The 22494-nt window shown below is 63.2% G+C and carries 21 protein-coding genes; 7 read left to right on the top strand and 14 right to left on the bottom strand.

What is annotated here, in order from left to right; all coding sequences use genetic code 11:
• Positions 1–110 precede the first annotated feature (110 nt).
• The 3 genes from serS to ABSB13_RS08435 all read right to left on the bottom strand — a co-directional run bounded on the left by serS (position 111) and on the right by ABSB13_RS08435 (position 2846).
• The gene (serS, locus tag ABSB13_RS08425; protein ID WP_428107373.1) at positions 111–1442 is read right to left on the bottom strand and encodes a serine--tRNA ligase; all 1332 of its coding nucleotides are present in this window, start codon (positions 1440–1442) and stop codon (positions 111–113) included.
• Positions 1443–1865: a YraN family protein gene (locus ABSB13_RS08430; RefSeq protein WP_428107374.1), complete on the bottom strand. Its 423-nt coding sequence runs from the start codon at positions 1863–1865 to the stop codon at positions 1443–1445.
• Between the two features lie 348 nt (positions 1866–2213).
• The gene (locus ABSB13_RS08435; RefSeq protein ID WP_428107376.1) at positions 2214–2846 is read right to left on the bottom strand and encodes a hypothetical protein; all 633 of its coding nucleotides are present in this window, start codon (positions 2844–2846) and stop codon (positions 2214–2216) included.
• A gap of 607 nt (positions 2847–3453) precedes the next feature.
• On the opposite strand from ABSB13_RS08435, the gene gatC reads away from it, so the two are divergent.
• The 4 genes from gatC to gatB all read left to right on the top strand — a co-directional run bounded on the left by gatC (position 3454) and on the right by gatB (position 8081).
• Positions 3454–3750, top strand: a complete 297-nt coding sequence (gatC, locus tag ABSB13_RS08440) for an Asp-tRNA(Asn)/Glu-tRNA(Gln) amidotransferase subunit GatC (protein ID WP_428107377.1) — start codon at positions 3454–3456, stop codon at positions 3748–3750.
• A 24-nt stretch (positions 3751–3774) separates the two neighbouring features.
• Entirely contained in the window at positions 3775–5241 is a 1467-nt protein-coding gene (gene gatA / locus ABSB13_RS08445) for an Asp-tRNA(Asn)/Glu-tRNA(Gln) amidotransferase subunit GatA (protein WP_428107379.1), read from the top strand.
• Between the two features lie 222 nt (positions 5242–5463).
• The gene (locus ABSB13_RS08450; RefSeq protein ID WP_428107381.1) at positions 5464–6552 is read left to right on the top strand and encodes a HEAT repeat domain-containing protein; all 1089 of its coding nucleotides are present in this window, start codon (positions 5464–5466) and stop codon (positions 6550–6552) included.
• 89 nt (positions 6553–6641) lie between these two features.
• Positions 6642–8081, top strand: a complete 1440-nt coding sequence (gene gatB / locus ABSB13_RS08455) for an Asp-tRNA(Asn)/Glu-tRNA(Gln) amidotransferase subunit GatB (protein ID WP_428107383.1) — start codon at positions 6642–6644, stop codon at positions 8079–8081.
• 12 nt (positions 8082–8093) lie between these two features.
• Here gatB and ABSB13_RS08460 read toward each other — a convergent pair whose 3' ends face one another.
• Positions 8094–8555 (bottom strand): DUF3237 domain-containing protein, encoded by a 462-nt coding sequence (locus ABSB13_RS08460; protein ID WP_428107384.1) that lies wholly within the window; start codon positions 8553–8555, stop codon positions 8094–8096.
• Positions 8552–9742 (bottom strand): acyl-CoA dehydrogenase family protein, encoded by a 1191-nt coding sequence (locus ABSB13_RS08465; RefSeq protein WP_428107385.1) that lies wholly within the window; start codon positions 9740–9742, stop codon positions 8552–8554. Before ABSB13_RS08465 ends, ABSB13_RS08460 begins: the two co-directional genes overlap by 4 nt.
• A 131-nt stretch (positions 9743–9873) precedes the next feature.
• On the opposite strand from ABSB13_RS08465, the gene ABSB13_RS08470 reads away from it, so the two are divergent.
• The gene (locus ABSB13_RS08470) at positions 9874–10668 is read left to right on the top strand and encodes a class I SAM-dependent methyltransferase (RefSeq protein WP_428107387.1); all 795 of its coding nucleotides are present in this window, start codon (positions 9874–9876) and stop codon (positions 10666–10668) included.
• A gap of 40 nt (positions 10669–10708) precedes the next feature.
• Here ABSB13_RS08470 and ABSB13_RS08475 read toward each other — a convergent pair whose 3' ends face one another.
• The 3 genes from ABSB13_RS08475 to ABSB13_RS08485 are packed head-to-tail and all read right to left on the bottom strand — an operon-like array spanning position 10709 to position 15037.
• On the bottom strand, positions 10709–12247 hold the full coding sequence (locus ABSB13_RS08475) for a metallopeptidase TldD-related protein (RefSeq protein ID WP_428107388.1): 1539 nt from the start codon (positions 12245–12247) through the stop codon (positions 10709–10711).
• Positions 12247–13827, bottom strand: coding sequence for a TldD/PmbA family protein (locus ABSB13_RS08480; protein ID WP_428107390.1), 1581 nt, complete (start codon positions 13825–13827; stop codon positions 12247–12249). Before ABSB13_RS08480 ends, ABSB13_RS08475 begins: the two co-directional genes overlap by 1 nt.
• Before the next feature lie 13 nt (positions 13828–13840).
• Complete coding sequence (locus ABSB13_RS08485) at positions 13841–15037, bottom strand: CaiB/BaiF CoA transferase family protein (RefSeq protein WP_428107391.1); 1197 nt, start codon at positions 15035–15037, stop codon at positions 13841–13843.
• Positions 15038–15312: 275 nt separating this feature from the next.
• Here ABSB13_RS08485 and ABSB13_RS08490 point away from each other — a divergent pair, with 275 nt between their 5' ends.
• On the top strand, positions 15313–16446 hold the full coding sequence (locus ABSB13_RS08490) for an AAA family ATPase (protein ID WP_428107393.1): 1134 nt from the start codon (positions 15313–15315) through the stop codon (positions 16444–16446).
• A gap of 6 nt (positions 16447–16452) precedes the next feature.
• Entirely contained in the window at positions 16453–17226 is a 774-nt protein-coding gene (recO, locus tag ABSB13_RS08495) for a DNA repair protein RecO (RefSeq protein WP_428107395.1), read from the top strand.
• Between the two features lie 11 nt (positions 17227–17237).
• Here the strand turns inward: recO and ABSB13_RS08500 are convergent, their stop codons facing one another.
• The 6 genes from ABSB13_RS08500 to ABSB13_RS08525 form a co-directional block, all read right to left on the bottom strand.
• Complete coding sequence (locus ABSB13_RS08500) at positions 17238–17840, bottom strand: histidine phosphatase family protein (RefSeq protein WP_428107397.1); 603 nt, start codon at positions 17838–17840, stop codon at positions 17238–17240.
• A gap of 56 nt (positions 17841–17896) precedes the next feature.
• Positions 17897–18676 carry a slipin family protein gene (locus ABSB13_RS08505; RefSeq protein ID WP_428107399.1) on the bottom strand — a complete coding sequence of 260 codons (780 nt, stop codon included), beginning with the start codon at positions 18674–18676 and terminating at the stop codon, positions 17897–17899.
• A 91-nt stretch (positions 18677–18767) separates the two neighbouring features.
• Positions 18768–20099, bottom strand: coding sequence for an NfeD family protein (locus tag ABSB13_RS08510; RefSeq protein WP_428107400.1), 1332 nt, complete (start codon positions 20097–20099; stop codon positions 18768–18770).
• Positions 20096–20908: a uracil-DNA glycosylase gene (locus ABSB13_RS08515; RefSeq protein WP_428107402.1), complete on the bottom strand. Its 813-nt coding sequence runs from the start codon at positions 20906–20908 to the stop codon at positions 20096–20098. The genes ABSB13_RS08510 and ABSB13_RS08515 overlap by 4 nt, the downstream gene beginning before the upstream one ends.
• A gap of 7 nt (positions 20909–20915) precedes the next feature.
• Positions 20916–22166 (bottom strand): bifunctional phosphopantothenoylcysteine decarboxylase/phosphopantothenate--cysteine ligase CoaBC, encoded by a 1251-nt coding sequence (gene coaBC, locus ABSB13_RS08520; protein ID WP_428107403.1) that lies wholly within the window; start codon positions 22164–22166, stop codon positions 20916–20918.
• A 56-nt stretch (positions 22167–22222) separates the two neighbouring features.
• Positions 22223–22494: inositol-3-phosphate synthase (locus tag ABSB13_RS08525; RefSeq protein WP_428107405.1), on the bottom strand; the 272-nt coding region annotated here is incomplete at its 5' end.

Here is a 22494-nt window from a genome sequence, read left to right on the forward strand (position 1 = left end):
ATCGCGTAGTCGCGAAAAGATGCGCTGCGCAGATTTTCGCGTCTTCTTACTACTGGGTGCAGGGGTCACCCCTGCCCAAGGAATTGTGAAACCCACGGTGGGTTTCACATTTAATTCCTCGTGATCCTCTCCACTCCTCCCATATATGGCCGCAAGACCTCGGGAATCGTCACGCTGCCATCCTCGTTCTGATAATTCTCCAGCACCGCGATCAGTGTCCGCGGCAGCGCCAGCCCTGAACCGTTTAAGGTATGTACCAGCTCGGGCTTGCCGCCTTTGGTCTTGAAACGAATCTTCGCGCGGCGCGCCTGAAAATCCGTGCAATTGGAAATCGAACTGACTTCGAGCCATTCGCCGCATCCCGGCGCCCACATCTCCAGATCGTAAGTGACGGCGCTGGCAAAACTCAGGTCCGCCGTGCATAGCTCGACGACGCGAAACGGAATTTTCAGCCGCCGGCATATTTCCGACGCATCGTTCACCATCTTGTGAAATTCATCGTCCGACGTTTCCGGACGGACCAGCTTGACCATCTCGACCTTGTCGAACTGATGCCCGCGTTTGATACCGCGCACATCGCGCCCCGCCGACATCTTCTCGCGCCTGAAGCAGGGAGTGTATGCGGTCAGGTAGATCGGCAGGAGGCTTTCGTCGAGCGTCTCGTCGCGATGGAGGCTGGTCAGGGGGACCTCGGCGGTCGGGATAAACCAGAAGTCGTCCTCGTCGTCGTGGTACATCGTGTCCGCGTTCTTGGGCAGATGCCCGGTGCTGATGGCAGTTTCGCGAGTCACCATCAACGGCGGGATTATTTCCAGGTATCCCTGCTCCTGCTTGACGTCGAGCATCCACGTTATCAGCGCGCGTTCGAGCCGCGCGCCCGCGCCGCTCAAGACGTAGAAACGCGTGCCCGAGAGTTTTACGCCGCGATCGAAATCGATGATTCCGAGATTCTCGCCAAGTTCCCAATGCGGGATCGGCTTGAACGCGGTAAACTCTTTTGGCGTCCCTTCGGTCTTGATTACGCGGTTGTCCGCCTCGCTGGCGCCGACGACGACGTACGGCCGCGGGATATTGGGGAGATTAAGCGCCAGCTCCTCGACGTTCTTCTCTGCGAGCGCCAGCCGCATGGGCAATTCCAACGAGGGGTTGGTAGTAGTAGCTACACCGGCTGGGTGCGTGAAAAGCTCGGTCAACTTCTCTTCGTCGGCTTCCTCGGCGCGAATCCTGGCGATCTCGGCGGCGCGCTCTTCAGGCGGCAGTTTGCCGACCTCCCTCGCCCGCCGCTTGCGGTCGGCTCGGATTTGGTCGAGTTCGGCCTGAAGCTTGCGACGCTTGTGGTCAACTTCCAGCAGTCGATCGACTTCCGCGGGATCGATCCCTCGCTTGGCCAGTTCGCCCTTGACGAAATCGGGGCGTTCACGAATCAGCTTGATATCCAGCATTCAGAATGCGTTCCTCAACAGTTCAATTTCCAGCCGCTTGCCCGACGCATCAACCGCGACGATGTCGAAGCGCATCTCCCGGTCGTCGGCGCGATAACGCGTCGCGAAAACTTCCGCCGCGCGCCGCATCCGCGTTTGCTTGCGCTCATCGACGGCCTCTTCGGGCGCGCCCGCCGCGCGGCTGCGCCGCGTCTTCACCTCGACGAAGACCAAGGTCTCGCCGTCGATCGCGACCAGATCGATTTCCGCTCCGGCGGCGCGATAATTTCTCGCGACGATCCGGTAGCCGATGCGCCGCAGATGGCGTACGGCCGCGCGCTCGCCGCGCCGCCCCAGCGCAACCTGTCCTCCAAGGGCAGCCAACCACGCCATCGCTCGGCCGGGATGCGGAAAAACCGCGTCAATTGTCGTCTTCGACTTCAAGCGCTTCAACACCCTGCGTAAAAGCTGTCTTCTTACCTGACCGACCAGACATGGATAACACTTTATCGCAATTTGGCGGAAAGGAGAGCGAGCGGGAGCGGACCGCTGGGCGCGGGGGCAGGGGGTGACCCCTGCACCCACCGTTAACGCCGCGCTCCGTTGTCGCGCGCGGCCCCTGCCCACGGCCTAATACTGTGCTGCCATCGCGTGGTCGCGAAAAGATGCGTTGCGCAGATTTTCGCGTCTTCTCACTGGGTGCAGGGGTCAGCCCCTGCCGCCCACCGCGCAGGTGATTCTTCCTTAATGCCGTCGCCACGGGCAGGGGTCACCCCTGCCGGGGCAGACTGGCTAGCGCCAGCTTCGGCGCGGCCTGACTTTGAGGCGGCGGGAGCCTCGGTGGGATTTGAGGTACATCGCAACCACGGTGCCTACCAGGAACAGAAGTTCGACCAAAAACAGACTTTTGAATTGGTCGAGATTGCTGTACCACGCAGTCGAAGGAGCGGCCTGGCTCGCGGGCATTCCGAAGCTGGTCATGAAGCTATTGCTCCAGCGTGATATCAAAATCAGGAGACTCCAACCCAGTACCGCGACCGCAAGGGTCGTCCAGGCAAGAATGGCGAGCCGCTCGGCCGCGCGCTTACGAGCAACACCCGCAAGCGAACCCGTTTCGTGCACGGCGCTGCCACCGAGACGAATCAACAAGCGCCGGCAGTCCGGGGGGACGGGATCTTCTTCCCAACCGGCCGTCGGGGGCGGCTGAGGGAAGAGGGGCGTCTGATCGATCGGACCGCCCGCCGCGGGAGCGGTTGCCGCGCGAATCTGTTGCAAGATAAAAAGCATATCCTGCTTGCAGGTCAGGGTTCCGAACAGCGCGCATTTCGACAGCGCCTCGAACTCCTCAGGGGTTATATTGAGGCGATCGATGAGCTCATGGTCGTTTCGAATCTGCCTGAGGATCTCGCACTCTTCTTGGGGCACGAGAGCTGTACTATCTCGCCGATCGGCTTTCATCGCGGGCAGTTGTGACACTAATTACGGCTCGAAGCAAGACTAAGGAAGTCATGAGTTATATAGGATATTAAAACGTCCATAAACGGTCTGAAAGAGCTTAATAGCTAGACCATTCAGTAAGAAATATCTGCATACTGTTAGTTTATATCTTTAACAGGCGACGCATAGTTAGAAAATTATACTTTGCGTATGGCTTGCGCTCTTCGCGCTGGACGAACCACGCAACCATTGAAACGAGAGAAACCGGGGGTGGAATCTTCTAAAAAATATCCCGGCCGGCAGCGGCTGACCCCTGGCCGTGGCGACGGCAGCGCAGTATTAGGCCATTGGCACGGGCCGTGCGCGACAACGGAGCGCGGCCTTAACGGTGGGTGCAGGGCTCAGCCCTGCCTGCGCAGATTTTCGCGTCTTCTTAACACTGGGTGCAGGGGTCACCCCTGCCCAAGGAGGTGCGGAACCCGCGGTGGGTTCCGCATTCAATTAAGTTCCCCCTCCGACACTCTGGCGTGCGGCGTTAGTTATGTACGGCCCTGACATGGAACGCGCGGAATGTTACCATTTGCGCGCAATCGCCATGGCTGAAACAAAGATAACGCTCGAGCAGGTGCGCCACGTCGCGCGTCTGGCGCGCCTGGAATGGTCGCCCGAACAGGAAGAGCGGCTGCGCGCCGACATGGACGAAATGCTTGCCTACGTTGATAAATTGAACGAACTCGACACCAAAGATGTCGCGCCGACCACGCAGGTCGGCGAGGCCGGGATGCCCATGCGCGACGACGAAGTGACCAACCGGCCCGCCGCGGACGCGATGCTCGCCAACGCGCCTTCGCGCGAGCGCGATTACTTCAAAGTGCCGAAAATAATCGAGTAGAATTTTAGTCGACAAGATCTCCGCATGGCATCGGAACTGAACAAACTTACCATCGCCGAGGCATCGTCGAAGCTCCGCGCGCGCGAAATCACCGCGATGCAACTGACGCGCGATTGCCTCGACCGCATCGCCGCGGCCGAGCCCCGGCTCCACGCGTTCATCACGGTGTGCGAGAAGCAGGCATTCGAGCAGGCGCGCGCGGCTGACGCCCGGCTGGCCGCGGGCAACGCGCCGGCGATGTGCGGGATCCCGCTCGGCATCAAGGATATTTACGCGACCAAAGGCATTCGCACGACCTGCGCGTCGCGAATCCTGGGGACGTTCGTGCCGCCGTTTGACGCGACCGTGATCGAGCGCCTGCGCGCGGACGGCGCGATTTTCGTCGGCAAGACGAACATGGATGAATTCGCGATGGGCTCGTCGACCGAGAACTCCGCGTTCGGGCCGACGATGAATCCGCACGATACCGCGCGCGTCGCCGGCGGATCGTCGGGCGGATCTGCCGCCGCAGTCGCGGCGCATGAATGTCTGGGTGCGCTCGGCACCGACACGGGCGGATCGATTCGCGAGCCGGCGTCGTTCTGCGGCGTGGTCGGAATCAAGCCGACTTACAGCCGCGTCAGCCGCTACGGCGTCGTCGCATACGCATCGTCGCTCGATCAGGTCGGTCCGTTTGCGAGATCGGTGCGCGACGCCGCGATAATCATCCGCACTATTGCCGGCAAGGACGTTCGCGATTCGACTTGCTCGGCGCGTCCGGTGCCCGACTACGAACGCGCGCTGACCGGCGACGTCAAGGGACTCCGCATCGGCGTGCCCCGGGAATATTTCGTCGAAGGGATGCAGCCCGAGGTCGAGCAGTCGATCCGCTCCGCGCTCAAGAGCTACGAATCTCTGGGCGCCTCGACGGTCGAAATCTCGCTGCCACACACCGGCTACGCGATCGCGGCGTATTACCTGGTCGCGACCGCCGAGGCGAGCGCCAATCTCGCCCGCTACGACGGTATCCGCTTCGGCCTGCGCGTCAACGCCGAGGATAATATCGCGCTGTATGAAACGACGCGGGCGCAGGGCTTCGGCGCCGAGGTCAAACGCCGAATCATGCTCGGCACCTTCGCGCTCTCGGCGGGCTACTACGACGCCTACTATCTGAAGGCGCAAAAGGTGCGCACGCTGATTCGCAACGACTTCGAGCGCGCGTTCGAGAAGTGCGATTTGATCGTCACGCCGGTTGCGCCGACGACCGCATTCAAGATCGGCGAGAAGATGAACGACCCGCTGACGATGTACCTGTCGGACATTTTTACGATTTCGGTGAACCTGGCCGGTCTGCCCGGGATGTCGATTCCGTGCGGCCACGATTCGAATAATCTGCCCATTGGGATGCAATTGATCGCGCCGCCATTCGCCGAGGAAACAATCCTGCGCGCCGGCGACGCCTTCGAGCGCACCGGAGCATTCAAGCCGCGGACGGCCGCGGGTACCCTGTAGTGACTAATTCGCAGACCCGCCCGTGCGCAGAATAGTGTCGATGCTTTTGTGCCTCGCTCTGTGCTGTGGGTTCGCGTCATCGCTGTGGGCGGCGCAACCGGATTTGGCGGCGGCCCAACGTCGTGTATGGGAACGTCACCACTACCAGATCCTCCTACTACTCTTGTCTGCAGCGGGTGCAACAAACTGGCTGCAGCAACTGCGTGCTACTAACTTTAAGCCATGAACAAAAAAACCCTAATCGCGGTTACGTGTTGTTTGGCCTTCTCCCTGTCAATGCCGATCCGGGTCAATGCCGGCGGTGCTCCGCCCGCCCTTGTGTCAGCTGATTGGTCGGTTAAATCTGCGCACAGTCTGGCCACCAACCCGCCGTCCGATGAAGCGGAGGTAGCCTTGTTGAATAAGCTGGGATCCATGTTCTATACCGGCATATGCTTCTCCCGCTTCGCGGACCTGCGCCATTCGGGCAACCTGTCATTGGTTGTCTCCGCTTCAGATGGAAGGTTTTGCTATCTTTCGATAATTGACAAAACACCATCGGGGCTCGAGCTCTATGGAGTCGATCTCGCGCGGTACTCGAGGGGTTTCGAAATCGAAGACCTGGCCAGGAACGGCAACCTCGAGTTGATCGTGGACACGGATTTCACTGGCTGGCGCGGATTGGGCACGGGTCCCTGCGTAGCTACGTGGCCGGTAATATACGCCTGGACCGGCAGTGGCTATACCGACGTAAGCATCCAGTACAAAGGATATTACGAGCAGGAGCTCGCATCTCTGAAAAAGCAGATCGCCCCTAGTTCCTTCGGCACTGAAGAGGCGCAAGCGCCGGCGGCGGGTCAGACGCCGGAATCTGCGCCGACGATGGTTCCGGTTCCCCTGATTGTGGGCGAATCTTCGTCCAGTTCTTCGAGCGGTCATGGGGCAGGCGTATTGTTTCCCGCCCCTGCCGCAGCTTCATCGCCAGCCGCAGCTCCTGCCGCCACGCCGAATCTGAGGAACGCAGACTGCACGGAAGCGGAGGCGGCGAAGATCGAGCGCTTTCTGGGTATCTCGCGCGATGCCGGGATGAGCGATGCGATCAAATGGGCGAACAGCGATGACCCCAACAGGCGTGAGTTCGCTTGCTATGTTCTGCAAGATATCGGAACCGGCGATGCGATCGAATACTTGCGAACTCTGAGCAACGACTCGGATAGAACGGTCGCAGCTGCTGCAAAAGAAAGTCTTCGGGCCGTGGGGAAAGGACCGGCTTTGAATACGATCGATCGGGCGGAGGTTGAGCAGCCGGTGGCCGGATCGCCGCCGAAGTAAACATTGGACCGCGGCGGGATCGTAGAGACAGTCGCCTTCGCCGCGCGCTGTGTGTTAGCGTCACACTCGCGCTCTGACGCGCGTTTGCGATGAATCGGGAAGCATACGAGGCGGTGATTGGACTTGAAGTCCACACCCATCTTCTGACCCGCTCGAAACTTTTCTGCGGATGCTCGACGACGTTCGGCGCGGGGCCGAATGAAAACGTCTGTCCGGTATGCATGGGGATGCCCGGCGTGCTGCCGGTGATGAACCGCCGGGTGGTGGAACTCGCGATACGAACCGGGCTGGCGGCGCATTGCGCGATCGCGCCCTATTCTATTTTCGATCGAAAGAGCTACTTCTATCCCGACCTGCCCAAGGGCTACCAGATTAGTCAATACGAAACTCCCATCTGCAAGGGTGGCTATATCGATTTGCCGGCGACTGAGAATGGCGAGCCGCGCCGAATCGGGCTCACGCGAATCCATATCGAGGAAGATGCGGGCAAGAATATCCACGGCGAAAACGCGAGCCTGGTCGATTTCAACCGCTCGGGCGTGCCGCTGATCGAGATCGTCAGCGAGCCCGATCTGCGCTCGGCCGAGGATGCGGGCGCGTACCTGCGCCAACTGCGCGCGATACTTCGGTACGTCGATGCGTCCGACGGCAAGATGGAGGAAGGCAGCTTCCGATGCGATTGCAACGTGTCGATTCGCAAGCGCGGCGCGAAAGAGTATGGCGTCAGGACTGAAATAAAGAATCTCAACTCGTTCCGCTTTGTCGAAGACGCAATTGACTATGAGGTCGGACGCCAAATAGCTATTGTCGAATCGGGCGGCAAAGTCGCGCAGGAGACTCATCTGTGGGATCCCGCGCGCAAGGAAACGCGCCCGATGCGCTCGAAAGAGTATGCGAATGACTATCGCTATTTCCCCGAGCCGGACCTGCCGCCGCTGATTGTGCCGGCCGAGATGGTCGAGCAGGTGCGCGCATCGATGCCCGAGCTGCCGGCCGACCGCAAGGCGCGCTACGTGCGCGAACTCGGGCTGACGGACTACGAGGCGGGCGTGCTGATCGCCGACCGCGACGTCGCCGACTACTTCGAAGCCACGCTGCCGGGACTCAAGAATCGCAAGAGCGCGGCGAACTGGGTGATGACCGAGGTGCTGCGCGTCGCGCGCGACTCAGGCAAGTCGTTCGTCGAAGCGGTGCCGGCGGCGGCTGAAGTCGGCGCGCTGCTGCGGATGGTCGAAGAGCAGAAGATAAGCCTGAATGCCGCGAAGACCGCGTTTACCGCGATGGTGAAGTCCGGCAAAGGGGCGGCGGCGACAATCGCCGAGCTGGGACTCGCGCAAGTATCGGATGAAAGCGCGATCGCGGCGGCATGCGACAAGATACTGGCGGCAGAGCCCGACAAAGTCGCCGAGTATCGCGCGGGCCGCGACAAGCTGTTCGGATTCTTCGTCGGCGCGGTGATGAAGGCGATGGGCGGAAAGGCAAATCCAAAAGTGATCAACGACATCCTGCGCGCGAAGCTCGCCGGCTGACGGGGGCGCGGGCTACTTCGGGATATATACTTTGTACTTCACGCCGACGGCGCTCGGCTCGCCGACGCCGATCGCCTGCACGCCGTTGAGCCAGGCGTATTTGCCATTCGTCGAAGCGGCGAAGGTCGGCGCCGTCTGTATCGAGGTCGGGCCGCCGACATCCAGCTGCGCGCGTCCGCTGTAGGTCATGTAGATAAATTCACGGTCGTGCGTCCTCAGCACGAGGCGCGCGTCGATGACGCCGACGCCGTCGGGGCGCATCAGGAACCAATCGGCGCCGCTGGCAAGCACCTTGCCGTTGAAGCGCGGGCCGGCGAATCTGCCGCCGCTGGCGTGAACGATCACGCGCGTTCCTTCCGGCGTATCCGGAATTACTATTGGCGGCGGCGCAAGCTCGATTTCAATCTCGCAGAGCAATTCGAATTCCATGTCACGTTCCCCGTCGATCGTTGGAGTGTCGAATTCAGGAGTCATCCCTTGGGCAGGCCGAGCGTGCGCTCGCCGATAATGTTGCGCTGGATTTCGCTGGTGCCGCCGGCGATGGTGTATTGGCGCGAGCTTAGCACGCGATTCAGCCATCGCGGAGAATCGGCGACGACGCCGGTGGGCTCGCCAACCAGGCCGTAGGCGCCGAGCAGTTCGGTCGAGAAGCGCGCGATGCGCACGCCGAGTTCCGAGCCGAACAACTTGAGCATCGAGCCCTCGGGTCCGGGCGGCAAACCACGGATCAGGCGGGTGAGCGAGCGCAGGCGCGTGTAGCGCGCGGCCTCGCATTCGATGATGAAATGCGCGAGCTGCTGGCGAACCCATTGCTGCTCCCACGCGGGCTTGCCGTCGATGCGGACGATCTTCGCAAGTTCCGCGAGGCGACGGACCTGGGAGCCGTGTCCGCCGCCGCCGGCGACTGCGCGCTCGTAGCTGAGCGTCGTCATCGCAACTTTCCATCCTTCGTTGATCGGGCCGACCAGGTTTTCCTTCGGCACTTGCACGTTGTCGAAAAAGACTTCGTTGAAATGCGAGTGTCCGTTCATCAGGACCAGCGGCCGCACGGTGATGCCCGCGCTTTTCATGTCGAGCAGCAAGTAGCTGATGCCGCGATGCTTGGGCGCCTCGGGATCGGTGCGCGCGAGCATGAACATCCAGTCCGCGTATTGCGCGGCCGAGGTCCAGACTTTCTGGCCGTTGACGAGAAAGTAGTCGCCCATGTCGGCGGCGCGGGTCGATAAGCCGGCGAGATCGGAACCGGCGCCCGGCTCCGAGTAGCCCTGGCACCAGATGTCGTCGGCGCCAAGGATTCGCGGGATGAAGCGTTGCTTCTGCGCCTCGGTGCCCCAGTTCATCAGCGTGGGACCGCATAGTCCCAGCCCGAAATATCCGGGCAGCACGGGCGCGCGGGCGCGGGAATATTCCTCGTCCCAGATGACCTGCTCGATGAGGTTGGCGGCGTGCCCGCCGTACTCTTTGGGCCACGACAGGCCGGCGTATCCGGCAGCGTGGAGTTTGGCCTGCCATGCGCGTCGGCGTTTGAAGACCTCGCGATTGGGCGCGACACGTTCGTCCTGGGCGTCGTCAACGCATAGGTCCTTGGGGAGATTCGCGTCGAGCCAGGCGCGGACCGTGTGGCGGAAGGATTCCTGTTCAGGAGTAAATTCGAAATCCATTTCGGGACCTCGCCCTTAGCAACTGCACACTCATCTACCCCGCTTCGCTCGCCAAGCAAAGGGGTTGATACGATGGCGCTGCACTCGATGGAGACAGTTATATACAGTCAAGTTCACGGGAGGAACGGCACATGAGTTCGGCGGAAGTGCGATTCAAGGAGTTGACTGCAGATTTCGGGAAGACCGCCGGCGACTATGGGCGTCATCGCGCCGGTTTCCCCGACGAATTTTTCGAGCGGCTCAACGCGTTGGGAATCCTGAGACCGGGAATGTGCGCGCTGGATTTGGGAACCGGCACCGGGACGATCGCGCGCGGGCTGGCGACGCGGGGATGCGAAGTCACGGGACTCGATCGATCGGCGCCGCTGATGGAGCAGGCGGCGGAGCTGGATCGGGGCGCGGGCGCCGTCGTGAAGTACGTCAATGCGGCCGCGGAGGATACGGGGCTGGCGGCGGCGCAGTTCGATCTCGTGACGGCGGGACAATGCTGGCATTGGTTCGATCGTCCGCGCGCAGCGGCGGAGGCGCGCCGGGTGTTGAAGCCGGGGGGCAGGCTGGTGATCGCGCATTTCGACTGGATTGTGCTGCCCGGAAGCATGACCGAGGCGACGGAGAAGCTAATCGAGAAACACAATCCGAAATGGAAGTTCGGCGGCGGACTGGGAATCTATCCGGTGTGGCCGCGCGACATGGCGGTGGCGGGCTTTGTAAATATCGAAACGTTTTCGTTCGACCTCGACGCGATCTACACGCACGAGGCGTGGCGCGGGCGGATTCGCGCGAGCGCCGGGGTCGGGGCGAGCCTTGCGCCAGAAGGAGTTGCGGCCTTCGACGACGAGCTGCGCGCGATGCTGGCGCAGCGCTATCCCGAGGATCCGATGCGTGTGATGCATCGCGTGTTCGCGGCGATCGGCGTCGCACCGTAGCTCTTATTCGCACAGCACGTGTGTAACGGTGGCCGCGTAGCTAAGTCGCGGCGACTTGGGCCAGGGCGATCGAGCCGGCGGCGATCGCGGGAACGTAGTAGGCCTCGGGCGAGCCCCAGACGGTGGCCGGATGCGGCCGCATGCCGACCGCGAGCGGATGCTCGAACACGTCGGCGATATTCGCGTTCATGCGCAGGCAGTTGGGGGCGAGCGGCTCGGCGATTTCACCGTCGCGAACAATGTAGGAGTCGCCGCTGACAGTGCAGGTGAAGTCGCCGGCGCGCTGGCCGTTGATTGGATAGGTGTACCAGATGCGGCCGACGAAAATTCCATCGCCGACAGCGCGCACGAGTTCACGGTCCGTGAGTCCGCGGCGCGCGCGCATCACGACGTTGGTGCCCGCCGCGCCGGGACTTGCGTCGAAGCGCCGGCCGGCGCCTTCGCCGAGCCGGTAACCGCTCAGCGCAGCGAAGTCGAGTTTCGCCGGCGCGCATCCGCCGAGCTTTTCGGCGCGATGCTCGTCGGTGAGCAGGCGGTGCGCGTCGTAGAAATTCGAGAGCAGGCCGACGAGCTTGCCGTCGCGGATCAATTCGACACGGCGCGTGGGGATTCCTTCGCAGGTGATTCGGCGGCGAATCGGGCCGGCGCTGAAGGCCGGGTCGTCGGCGAGGCTCAAGCGCGAGTCCATCACGGGCGCGCCGAATTTTGCGTGATAGGCGGAACTGGCGGCGTGAAACGCGCCGGTGGTGAGCGAGCCCATCACCATGTAGTTGAGAATCTCGGCGACCGGCTGCGCTCCGAGCACGACTCGAAATTTCCCCGACGCGGGCCGAGCGCCGTGGGCGAGGGCAAGCGCGCGGCGGACGGCGTCGCGGCCCAGCACGCGGGCGCCGCGGCGCATCGCAGCAGTGGAATCGCCGAGCGCGCCGGCAGTACCCTTGGCGTCGAGCGATTCGACTATCGCGGTGACGGAGGCGTTGAAATGCGCGCCCTCGTCGATGCGGACATCGGCGAAATTCGAATTGAAGATCGCGATGCGATCGCGAATCACGGATACGTCGCCACCGATGATGAGACCGGGATGCTCGATTCGAGACGCGCCAAAGCGATCAATACCGGAGCGCATCGCGAATGCAGCCAGCGCGCCGTCGAGCACGTCCCACGCGGCGGCAGCGATCGCGCCGTCCCCCACCCTCGCCAGATCGCTTTTCCCGGACAACCCGGGCTTGCGGCCCAGCGCGACCGACGGGAAGCCGGGAAAATGCGGATCGACGACGGCGGCGCTGCGCGCGCGGCGGAGCGCGTCGCGGACCGAGTCGGAGCTGAAATCGCCGGCTTCGGATGCGGCGCCGACTTCGTGCGGATCGCGGCGCATCGCGATCCGCAACTGGAATCCGTCGGTATGAAGCGACTTGAACTCCTCGAGGCCGCGGCTGGGAATGTCGGAGGTGTAGTTGAGGCGGGCGATTCGATGCTCGGCGCTGGCGCAATAAACCTCGTAGCTCGCGAGGTCCTGCTCGCGCGCGAGAATCCACGCCGCTTCGCGGGTGAAGGACTTGAGCTCGGCGAGCGTGCGCATCAGTTGCCCGCCAGCCGTGCGCGCGAGCGCAGCGTCGGCCCGCCGTTGGACATCCGCTTGACCTGCATCGGCTGGCCCTTGCCGCAGTTGGGGATCGCGATGAGCCGCAGATCGTTGCCGACCGCGTCCACACTGCTGAAGAAGCTCTTCGAGTCGGCGATCACGCTGCCGGAGCGATAGAGACGCCCGATTCGTCCGTGATCGATTTCATAAACGCGGCGCGCGGAGATGCGGAAGTTCTCGCGCGACTCGGAGATCGAGGGAATCTGATGGCCGCAGACGTAGTAGCCGCGCTCAACCTCGGAGATGATTTTTTCGGGCGGCGTTTCACCGGGAAGGAAGAAGGTGTTGGACATTCTGATCAGCGGCACATGCCATCCCTCGCTCGCACGCGCGGAGCCGTTGGGCTCGACGCCAAGCACGGCGGCGGTCGCGCGCGAATTGAGGAAGCCGCTGAAGATGCCGCGATCGATATGCATCACGCGGCGGCCGCGAGTGCCTTCGTGGTCGTAACGGTAGTGGCCGTAACCGTCGAGGCTCGGATCGGAGCAGGCGGAGAGCAGCGGCGATGCGACGGCCTTGCCCAACTGGTTGTCGACGAGCGAGCGCAGGAACCAACTGCGTCCGGCGTATGCGGCTTCCATCTTGAGCGCGCGATCGGCTTCGCACGGATGGCCGATGACCTCGTGCGAGACGAGCGCGTTGAAATGCGGGTCGGTGACGACCACGACTTCGCCGTCGGGTGGCCTCAGGATCGGCGCGGCGGCAAGCTCGCGCGCCTCGGCGGCAAGCTCGACGCAAAAGCGCGCAAGGTCAGGATTCGGCATCAGCTCGCCGCGCCATCCGTCGCTCAAGCACTCGAGCCCGCGCTGCTGGCCGATGGAGTCGTAGCTTTCCTGGTGGCCGTCGCCGATTTGCGCGACGACGTAGCAGTCGCCCTGCGAAAACGCGTACGCCTGGGACACGACGGTGCCGGCGGTGTCGATGAAAATTTCGCGGCGCAACTCGGTCATCGCGGCGACAACCTGGTAGGCGATCGCGTCGCCAAGTGCAGCGACTTCGCGCGATGCGTCGAGCGAAATTTTCTTGAGCGCATCGGTCGAGAGCGAGCGCGGATCCTGGCGAAAGCTCGCGTCGACGTCGTCGCGAACTTTTTCGCGCGGTGGAATCTGCGCAACCAGCAGGCCTTTCGCCGCGTCGCCGAGGTGCGCGATGAGATCGGCTTTTTTGCGGGCGCTGAAGCGCGCGCGATCGTAGGCGTCGGCGAGGCCGCGCCGGAGTTCGGCGACGAGTTTGGCCGGCCGGCACGCCAGCGCGCCAATCTCGGCGCCGGTCTGGCCGTGACCGACGGGACCGCTCGCGTCGGCGACATGAACCGAGACTGAGTATGCAGCGCTCTCGCTCTCAGAGCCGTCACGCGGTTCACCGCCCACCGCGGCGCCGGCGCGATTGAAGACGGCTTCGAAGCGGAGATCGGCGTACGCGACGCCGCGCTTTGAGCGTGCGAAGCGCGCGAGGATGCTCTCGCCCTCACGGCGCAGGTACTCGATCGCTTCGAACAAATCGCCGCGCCCGATCAAGACAGCCGCAGCCTCAGATGATGCCTTCGCGCTTGAGGTCCTCGAGCTGCGCGGCGCCCAGTCCGAGCAAATCGCCATAGACGTCGGCGTTGTGCTGACCCAGCAGCGGCGCGGCGATCACTTCGACGGGCGAATCTTCCAGGCGCACCGGGCATCCCGGCATCGCGAACTCGCCGCGCACGGGATGCTTGATGGTGACGATCATGCCGCGCTGCTTGAGATGGGGATCATTGAGCAACTCGACGCTGTCGAGCACGGCGCCGCACGGGACCCCGGCCTCGCCGAGGATACGCATCACCTCGAACTTGGTGTGACGGCCGGTCCACTCGTTGATCATCTCGGCCAGCGTGTCGACATTTTTGGCACGGTTTCGTCCCGCGAAACGCTCGTCGCTCGCGGCTTCCGGGCGGCCGATCACCTTCAACAGGCTCTCGAACATCTCGGGCGAGGTGCACAGGATGTAGCAATAGTCGTTGGCGCCACCGGGCGCGCATTTGTAGATGTCGCCGGGACCACCGCCGCCGATGCGGTTGCCGACGCGCGGCGCGGGTTTGTGGGTGACGTAGGTACTCATCATCGGAACGCGCACGAAGTTCAGCACCGCGTCCTGCATCGAGACTTCGACTTTCTGTCCCTTGCCGGTGCGTTCGCGCTGGATGTACGCGGCGAGCACGCCAATGGCCGCATGCATGCCGGTGCCAGTGTCGCCGATGGTGGGTCCGGGCTTGAGCGGGGGCGAATCGGGAAAGCCGGTGAGCGCCATCGCGCCGCCGGCAGCCTGCGCAATCATGTCGAAGCTTTTGTACTTGCTGTAAGGACCGTGCGTGCCGAAGCCCTTGATGGTCAAGTAGATGAGGCGCGGATTTATTTCGCGCAGGCGATCGTAGCCGAGGCCGAGGCCTTCGAGCGTGCCGAGTGAGAAATTTTCGGCGAGCATATCGACTTGCTTGACCAGGTCGATGAACATCGCGCGGCCCTTCTCGCTCTTGAGGTTGAGCGTGATGCCGCGTTTGTTGGCATTGAGCAGGATGAAGTAGTACGAATCGACGCCGTGCTTTTCGGTGAGCAGCCAGCGCCCCTGCTCGCCCATCTTCGGCGACTCGAGTTTGATCACGTCCGCGCCGAGCCACGCGAGCATCTCGGTGCACGAGGTGCCGGCCTCGAATTGCGTCAGGTCCAGAATTTTGACACCGCTCAGCGCCTTTTCCATTGCCACTCTCCTGCCGTGCGCGCGCCTGGCGACGACGAGGATCGTCCGAGCGCGCGCCGTTACCTGATCTAGCGCCAGCAGCGACGCGGCGGCAAGCTTCGACGGCAGGGGTGACCCCCGCACCCACCGTTAAGGCCGCGCTCCGTTGTCGCGCGCGGCCACTGCCAACGGCTTAATACCGTGCTGCCGTCGCCACGGCCTGGCATGGGGTTAAGTCTTTGGCTCCGGTCTGGTAGAGATCATGCTGAGTTGATCGATGGATCGGCTCGCACGCAATGGCAGACACTGCACTATCGAAGCTCGCCCGAATCCGCGAGGAACTGAACCGGATGTTCCTCGAACGAACCGACTTGATCGATGGCGCAATCGTCGCGATGTTGTCGGCGAATCACGTTCTGATAATCGGGCCGCCGGGAACGGCGAAGTCGATGCTGGCCGACGAACTGTGCCGGCGAATCGAAGGGGCGAACTATTTTCAGTGGCTGCTGACGAAGTTCAGCACGCCGGAGGAAATTTTCGGCGCGGTGAGCTTGAAGGGACTCGAAGAAGACGATTACCGCCGCGTCACCACGTACAAACTGCCCGAGGCGCACATCGCGTTCCTCGACGAAATCTTCAAGGCCAACTCCTCGATCCTCAACGCGCTGTTGACGATCATCAACGAGCGTATTTTCCACAACGGGCGCCAGCGCGTCGCGGTGCCGCTGATTACGATGTTCGGCGCGTCCAACGAGCTGCCCGACGAGGACGAACTGACCGCGCTTTACGATCGCTTCATGCTGCGCTTCATGGCCGATTACATCACGGAGGAGCACGGCTTCCTCCGCATGATGGCGGGTGGTACGCAGCCGGCGCGGACGACGCTTAAATTTGCGGAGCTCGCCGAGCTGCGCGCGGCGGCGGCGGCGGTCAAGGTGCCGGGCGCGATCCTCGAGGCGATTGCGCAGATCAGGCGCGAACTCGCGCGCGAGCAAATCGTCGTCTCGGATCGGCGCTGGAAAAACTCGCTAGGCATTTTGCGCGCGCACGCAATCCTCGCCGGACGCACCGCGGTGGCCGAAGACGACCTGATGTTCCTCGCGCACGTCCTGTGGAAGGACCCCGAAGAGCGGCCCAAAGTAGCCGAGGCGATCCGCCGAATCGTCAGGGGATACGAAGACAAGCTGCGGGAACTGGTGTTCGAAAGCCGCGAGCTGCGCGAATACGCCGAGGGCGCGTGGGAGAGCGAGGAGTTGCGGCGGCGCGCGCTGACCGAGGCGAATGCGAAACTCGCGAATATCGCAGCGCGCTTCGACGTGCTGCTGAAAGAAGCGTCGGACTCCGGCCGGGCAGTCGCCAACGCGCAGCAGATGCGGGTCGAGGTCAAGGACATTCAGCAAGCCGTGTTCCGCAGAAGCGTCGGCGGTTAAAAATTCATGCCGCTCGAAGAATCAACGCCGGCGATCGTGCTTCGCGCGCGCGACTACGCCGAGTCGGATCGAATCGTCACGCTGCTGACGCTGCACGCCGGCAAGCTCAGCGGCATCGCGAAGGGCGCCAAGGCGTCGCGCCATCGCTTCGAGCGCAAGCTCGAACCGTTTACGCACGTCGTCCTGCACTACCGCCGGCGCCCGCACGGGCAGTTGGTGTTTATCACGCGCGCGGAAGCGGCCGACCTGCCTCAACACGTGCTCGACGACGACCTCGCAAAGATCGCGCTGGGCAGCTACATGCTCGAACTTGCCGACGCGCTGACGACGGAGGAGAGCGAAGCGGCACAGGCGTATCGCGTGTTGTCGGAAGGACTCGGCGCGCTGAGCCACCGGTTTGCGGATGCGGCGCTGCGCCAGGCTTTCGAGATGCGGTTGCTGGGATGGGCGGGATTCGGGCTGGAGTTTACGCGCTGCCGCATATGCGCGAGCGCCAACGGCGACAACGGCGCGACGGTTTATTTCGTGGTGTCGCGCGGCGGGATCGTGTGCGCGAAATGCCGGCCTTCGGTGGCTGAGGGCGCAATCAAGCTCTCCAGCCGTGGCGCCGCAATTCTCGCGCGACTGGGGACGGCGCCGATGGACGATTCGCCCGGCTCCGAGGCGGCGGGACCGGACGGTGCGCTGGCGCTGGCGCGGTTCATCGGATCGATCGTGGATCGGCGGCTGCGCAGCCAGGAATTTCTCGATTCAGTTTTGCCGGGCGCGGGCAAAGAGTGAAAAGCTGAAAGTTATCCGCCGGTTTCGCGGGCCGGAGATTCTCCGTACATCACTTCCGGCGCGCGGTAGCGGCCGCTTTCATGCTCGATCACAACGATACCGCAGTTGGGCGGCACGTGAGCGTTTTCCCATTTGCCGGTCACGTGCGCCCACACCGATCGCATCACGCCCCCATGACTGACGATTACGATCTCGTCGCCGGGGTATTGCCGGGCTACGCGATCGAGAACCGGCGCGACGCGCCTGAGCACGTCTTCATGGCTCTCGCCGCCCGGCGCGCGCCACACCCATGAGCGCTTCGGATCGAAGCTGGGATCGTTGGCGACCGATTCGTACGGCTGTCCGGCAAGGTCGCCAAGACTCTGCTCGCGGAACTCCGCTTCGTATTCGATCGGGATCCGCAGTTCCGCAGCGATGATGAGGCCGGTCTCGCGGGCGCGCGCGAAGGTGCTCGCAATCACCAGCGTCGGCCGAAACTTCAGCTTGATTCTGAGCGCGGCCTCGTGCGCCTGGCGGCGGCCAAGCTCCGTGATTTTCGCGTCGCCGGAGGTGGTGAAGCGCCGAATCGCGTTGCCTTCGCTCTCGCCATGACGGACCATTATCAGCTTGCCCATAGGGTCGAAAGTTTCTCCGAAAATTCAGTTTGGCGCCAACGAAACGATACGGCTGCTCAGGTCCCGGGCTGGCCGGCGCCGCCGCCGACAGCTTTTGCAAACGCGCGGAACGGTTCGAGCAGATCGATCGGCAACGGAAAGACGATGGTGGAATTGTGCTCGCCCGCGATCTCCTTGAGCGTCTGCAGGTAGCGAAGCTGGAGCGTGACGGGACTCTTGCTCATGATCTCCGCGGCTTCCGAGAGCCGCTGCGCGGCCTGGAATTCGCCTTCAGCCGCGATCACCTTGGCGCGGCGCTCGCGCTCGGCCTCGGCCTGCGCCGCGATTGCGCGCTGCATGTCCTGCGGGAGATCGATATTTTTCAACTCGACGAGCGTGACCTTCACGCCCCACGGCTCGGTTTGCGAATCGACGATTTCCTGGATGCGCGCGTTGAGCTTGTCGCGCTGGCTGAGCAGCTCGTCGAGCTCGGTCTGGCCGCCGACGGAGCGCAACGTGGTCTGCGCCAGTTGCATCGTGGCGAACAGAAAATTTTCGACCTCGGTGACCGCGCGCGAGGGATCCACGACGCGAAAGTACAGGACCGCGCTGACCTTGACGGTCACGTTGTCCTTGGTGATCACGTCTTGCGGCGGGATGTCCAGGACAACGGTCCGCAGATCGATTCGCATGATCTTCTCGATCATGGGGATCACGAAGATCACGCCCGGCCCGCGATAAGGAGCGAGGCGGCCGAGACGGAAGATTACCCCGCGCTCGTACTCGTTGAGGATTTTGAGTCCGCTCAAAATGAAAATTGCAACGATGAAGACGATTACGCCCACTCCGCTCGCCATCACGATTCTCCTTCGCCCCCAAGCGCGCGAGGCTTGTTGATGCCCTACGTTATCTTCCGAAACTTCCGAAACTTCCGAAATCTTCCGAACTTCACGGCAACTTCCGCACTTGCAATTCCAAACCGTCGATCGACTTGACGCGAGCGCGCGCGCCGGGGCTGAGCGCGTCGGTGCTGACGGCGCGCCAAATCTCGCCATGGACAAACACGCTGCCCGGCGCGCCGGGAGCGATCGCCTCGCGCACCTCGCCGACCTCGCCGACCAGGCCTTCCGCGCCGGTGGTCGAGCGGCGGTGGCGCTCGCGGGCCACGATGTATCCGATGCCGAGGATGATCAGCGTCAGCGCGGCGGCGACGCCATATATAATGTCGCGATCGATCACCAGGTTGGTCTTCGAAGTGTCAATCAAAAACAGCGAGCCTATGATGAATGCCGTAACGCCGCCCAAGCCGAGGATTCCATAGCTGGCGACGAAGGCCTCGGAGATCAGCAATCCAACGCCGAGAAATATCAACAGCAAGCCGGTGAGATTTACCGGCAGGACCTGGAACGATGCGAGCGCGAGCAGCAGGCAAATCGCGCCGGCAACGCCGGGAAAGATAACTCCCGGATGCGCGAACTCGAAGTACAGGCCGATCAATCCCGCCATCAGCAGCAGGTAGACGATATTCGGATCGGCCAGCGTGTTGAGCAGTTGCTGGCCGGGCGTCATCCGCACGCGGCGCACGGCGGCATCGGCCAGCGCGAGCGTCACGGTGCGGCCCGCGACCTGGACCTTGCGGCCGCTGGCTTGCGTCAGCAGGCTGCGCAGGTCGGGCGCGACGATATCGACGACGTTTTTGGCAAGCGCCTCGCGCTCGCCAATCGCAACGCTGCGGCGGACGGCCTGCTCGATCCAATCTTCGTTGCGCCCGCGCTGTTGCGCGATGGTGCGTGCAAAGGTCGCGGTGAAATTCTCGATCTTCTCACCCATCGCGCCCTTTAGGTCGGCTCCGCCCTCTTCGACCGGATGAGCCGCGCCGATCGTGGTCCCAGGCGCCATCGCGGCTACGTTCGCGGCTTCGGTGATGAAGGTGCCGGCGGACGCGGCGCTGGCGCCCGATGGCGCGACGTACACGATTACGGGCACGGGAGCGGCCAGGATGTCCTTGACGATCTTTTCGGCGGAACTGAGAAGGCCGCCCGGCGTGTCGAGCTCGATCACCAGGGCGCTTGCGCCTTCGGTATCTGCGGACGCGAGCGAATCCTCGATGTAGGACGCGGTGGCGGGATTGATCGAGCCGTCAATCGTGATCAGCTCAACCCAGGGCGAATGCGCAGTCGATATCGCGGGCGCGTCGGCGGCAAGTATTCGATCCGACGCGAACGATCCGATTGCGATCGTTAATGCCGCGATGGCGACGAAGCTAAAGCGCAGGCTCACGAGGCGGAACCGCCGCGGCGCGGAATCGGCATCCCGAGAAATTTCATCACTTCCTGAATATCCGCCCACACCAGCCGTTTGTCGCTCGGGTTGCGAAGCAGGTAGGCGGGATGAAACGTGGGCATGAAACGAATGCCGCGGAAATCGTGCCAGTTGCCGCGCAACTTGCTGATGGGCGTCTTCACTTTCAGCACGGCCTGCACGGCAAACGAGCCCAGCCCGACGATCGCGCGCGGACGCACCAGGTCAATCTGGCGAAAAAGAAACGGCTCGCACGCGGCGACTTCGTCGGGTTCGGGATTTCGATTGTCGGGCGGCCGGCACTTGATCACGTTGCAGATGTATACTTCGGCGCGGCGGATACCCATGCCGCGCTCGATGATGTCGGTCAGTAATTGACCGGCGCGGCCGACGAACGGCTCGCCGCGGGCGTCCTCGTCGGCGCCTGGCGCCTCGCCGACGAACATCAACTGCGCGTTGGGATCGCCGACGCCGAAAACGAGATTGATACGGCGCGGCGCCAGCTTGCATCGCTGGCAATCTCCGATGAACTGGCGCAGCTCGTCGAGCGTCGTGGATTTTTCGAGCCCGGGATATTTCGAGAACAGTTCGGTGGGCATGAGCGCGACGCCGCTCCCGCCGGCTTGGGGCGCGGAATCGGCTGCAGGAACCGGCGCGGTGGGCGCGGAGCGCGCGGCCCCGGACGCAGCCGCGGGGAGTCCTTCCATCCCCTCCTCGCGCAACTGCTCGACGTAGTCGCGGATCGTGGCGACCAGCGTGCGACGATCCGGCGGCGACGACGCGTCCATTCGAAAGCTATCTGACGGCGCGCAGGCGCGAGGATTTACCTGGGCGGGCGGCCTTCGGCTTGGCGGCGCGGATTGCGACGATTCGATCGAGGATCAGGTCCGCGACCGCATCCTTGGACATCTGTGGATGGCTCTGGGAGCGACCGTCGGAGCCGATGAACGTGACGATATTGGTATCGACCTCAAAGCCGGCGCCCTCCAGAGTCACATCGTTGGCGACGATAAGGTCGAGTCCCTTGGCGGTGAGCTTGGCGCGCGCGTTGGTTTCCAGGTCCTCGGTCTCGGCGGCGAATCCTATCAGCAGGCGCGCGCCCTTCTTCGCCGCCAGGCGCGGCATCTCGTCGGCGATCGGCTCCATCTCGAGTCGAAGCCCGCGCGCATCTTTCTTGATCTTGCCGCGCGCCGGATTCGCGGGCCGGAAATCGGCAACCGCCGCCGCCATCACGAGCGCCGTGGACCACGGAAAATTGCTGGACGTTTGACTGAGCATCCCGGCCGCGCTCACCGTGTCGATTCGTTCGACGCCATAAGGCGTCGCGAGCGCGGACGGCCCTGCGACGATTCGCACGGCGGCGCCGCGGCGCCATGCCGCGCGCGCGATCGCAAATCCCATCTTGCCCGACGAACGGTTGGAGACGAATCGCACCGTATCGATCGGTTCCTGAGTCGGTCCTGCCGTTACCAGAATGTTTTCGCCCGCGAGATCCTGCGCGGAGAGCATCTTCTCGATCTCCGCGACGATGATCGCCGGGTCCGCCAGCCGGCCCTTGCCCTCGTAGCCGCATGCGAGTGCGCCCTCGCCGGGTTCGATGATCACCGCGCCGCGCGAGCGCAGCCTGGCGAGGTTCTCGGCGACCGTGGGATGCTCGTACATGTGCACGTTCATCGCGGGTGCGAACGCGACTTTCGCGCGCGTGGCGAGCAACACGGTGGTCACGATGTCGTCGGCGATACCGACGGCGGCCCTGGCGATCACGTCGGCGGTCGCGGGCGCGATCACGATCGCGTCGGCGCTGTCGGCGAGCCTGATGTGGCCGATTTCGGATTCCTGCGTCAGAGAGAACGTGTCGGTGGCGACCGGGTTCGAGCTGAGCGTCTGGAGCGTGAGCGGCGTGATGAACTCGGTCGCGTTGCGCGTCATCATGACCCGGACGATCGCGCCGGAGTTGACGAGCAGGCGGACGAGCTCCGCGGATTTGTACGCGGCGATTCCGCCACTCACGCCGATAACGATCGTCTTGCCGCTAAGCACGCCCATCGAGTCTTGATTCTAGTGCGGCGCGCTCGTGAGCGAAACGGCCCGCGCCGCGGCCGTCAGTCGTAGTATTCAAGCCCGAGATGCGTGATGAGGTCCTCGCCGCGCATCCAGCGCAGCGTGTTCTTGAGCTTCATCAGCTGGATGAAGATGTCGTGCTCGGGATAGATGTTCGGCGCGTGCATCGGCGCCTTGAAGTAGAAGGACAGCCATTCCTGAATCCCGCGCATGCCGGCACGATGGGCCAAATCGAGAAATAACACGAGGTCGAGCACCAGCGGCGCCGCCAGGATCGAATCGCGGCACAGGAAGTTGATCTTGATCTGCATCG

It is taken from the genome of Binatus sp. (SeqCode) (assembly GCF_050013435.1).
Lineage (GTDB): Bacteria > Desulfobacterota > Binatia > Binatales > Binataceae > Binatus.

Bases quoted from the DNA above. Each gene is read 5' to 3' on its own strand.
- gatB (WP_428107383.1), top strand. From the start codon at position 6,642: ATGAATCGGGAAGCATACGAGGCGGTGATTGGACTTGAAGTCCACACC.
- ABSB13_RS08490 (WP_428107393.1), top strand. From the start codon at position 15,313: ATGGCAGACACTGCACTATCGAAGCTCGCCCGAATCCGCGAGGAACTG.
- serS (WP_428107373.1), bottom strand. From the start codon at position 1,442: ATGCTGGATATCAAGCTGATTCGTGAACGCCCCGATTTCGTCAAGGGC.
- ABSB13_RS08465 (WP_428107385.1), bottom strand. From the start codon at position 9,742: ATGGATTTCGAATTTACTCCTGAACAGGAATCCTTCCGCCACACGGTC.
- ABSB13_RS08515 (WP_428107402.1), bottom strand. From the start codon at position 20,908: ATGGACGCGTCGTCGCCGCCGGATCGTCGCACGCTGGTCGCCACGATC.
- gatA (WP_428107379.1), top strand. From the start codon at position 3,775: ATGGCATCGGAACTGAACAAACTTACCATCGCCGAGGCATCGTCGAAG.
- ABSB13_RS08460 (WP_428107384.1), bottom strand. From the start codon at position 8,555: ATGACTCCTGAATTCGACACTCCAACGATCGACGGGGAACGTGACATG.
- coaBC (WP_428107403.1), bottom strand. From the start codon at position 22,166: ATGGGCGTGCTTAGCGGCAAGACGATCGTTATCGGCGTGAGTGGCGGA.
- ABSB13_RS08470 (WP_428107387.1), top strand. From the start codon at position 9,874: ATGAGTTCGGCGGAAGTGCGATTCAAGGAGTTGACTGCAGATTTCGGG.
- recO (WP_428107395.1), top strand. From the start codon at position 16,453: ATGCCGCTCGAAGAATCAACGCCGGCGATCGTGCTTCGCGCGCGCGAC.
- ABSB13_RS08500 (WP_428107397.1), bottom strand. From the start codon at position 17,840: ATGGGCAAGCTGATAATGGTCCGTCATGGCGAGAGCGAAGGCAACGCG.
- ABSB13_RS08475 (WP_428107388.1), bottom strand. From the start codon at position 12,247: ATGCGCACGCTCGCCGAGCTCAAGTCCTTCACCCGCGAAGCGGCGTGG.
- ABSB13_RS08450 (WP_428107381.1), top strand. From the start codon at position 5,464: ATGAACAAAAAAACCCTAATCGCGGTTACGTGTTGTTTGGCCTTCTCC.
- ABSB13_RS08505 (WP_428107399.1), bottom strand. From the start codon at position 18,676: ATGGCGAGCGGAGTGGGCGTAATCGTCTTCATCGTTGCAATTTTCATT.
- gatC (WP_428107377.1), top strand. From the start codon at position 3,454: ATGGCTGAAACAAAGATAACGCTCGAGCAGGTGCGCCACGTCGCGCGT.
- ABSB13_RS08485 (WP_428107391.1), bottom strand. From the start codon at position 15,037: ATGGAAAAGGCGCTGAGCGGTGTCAAAATTCTGGACCTGACGCAATTC.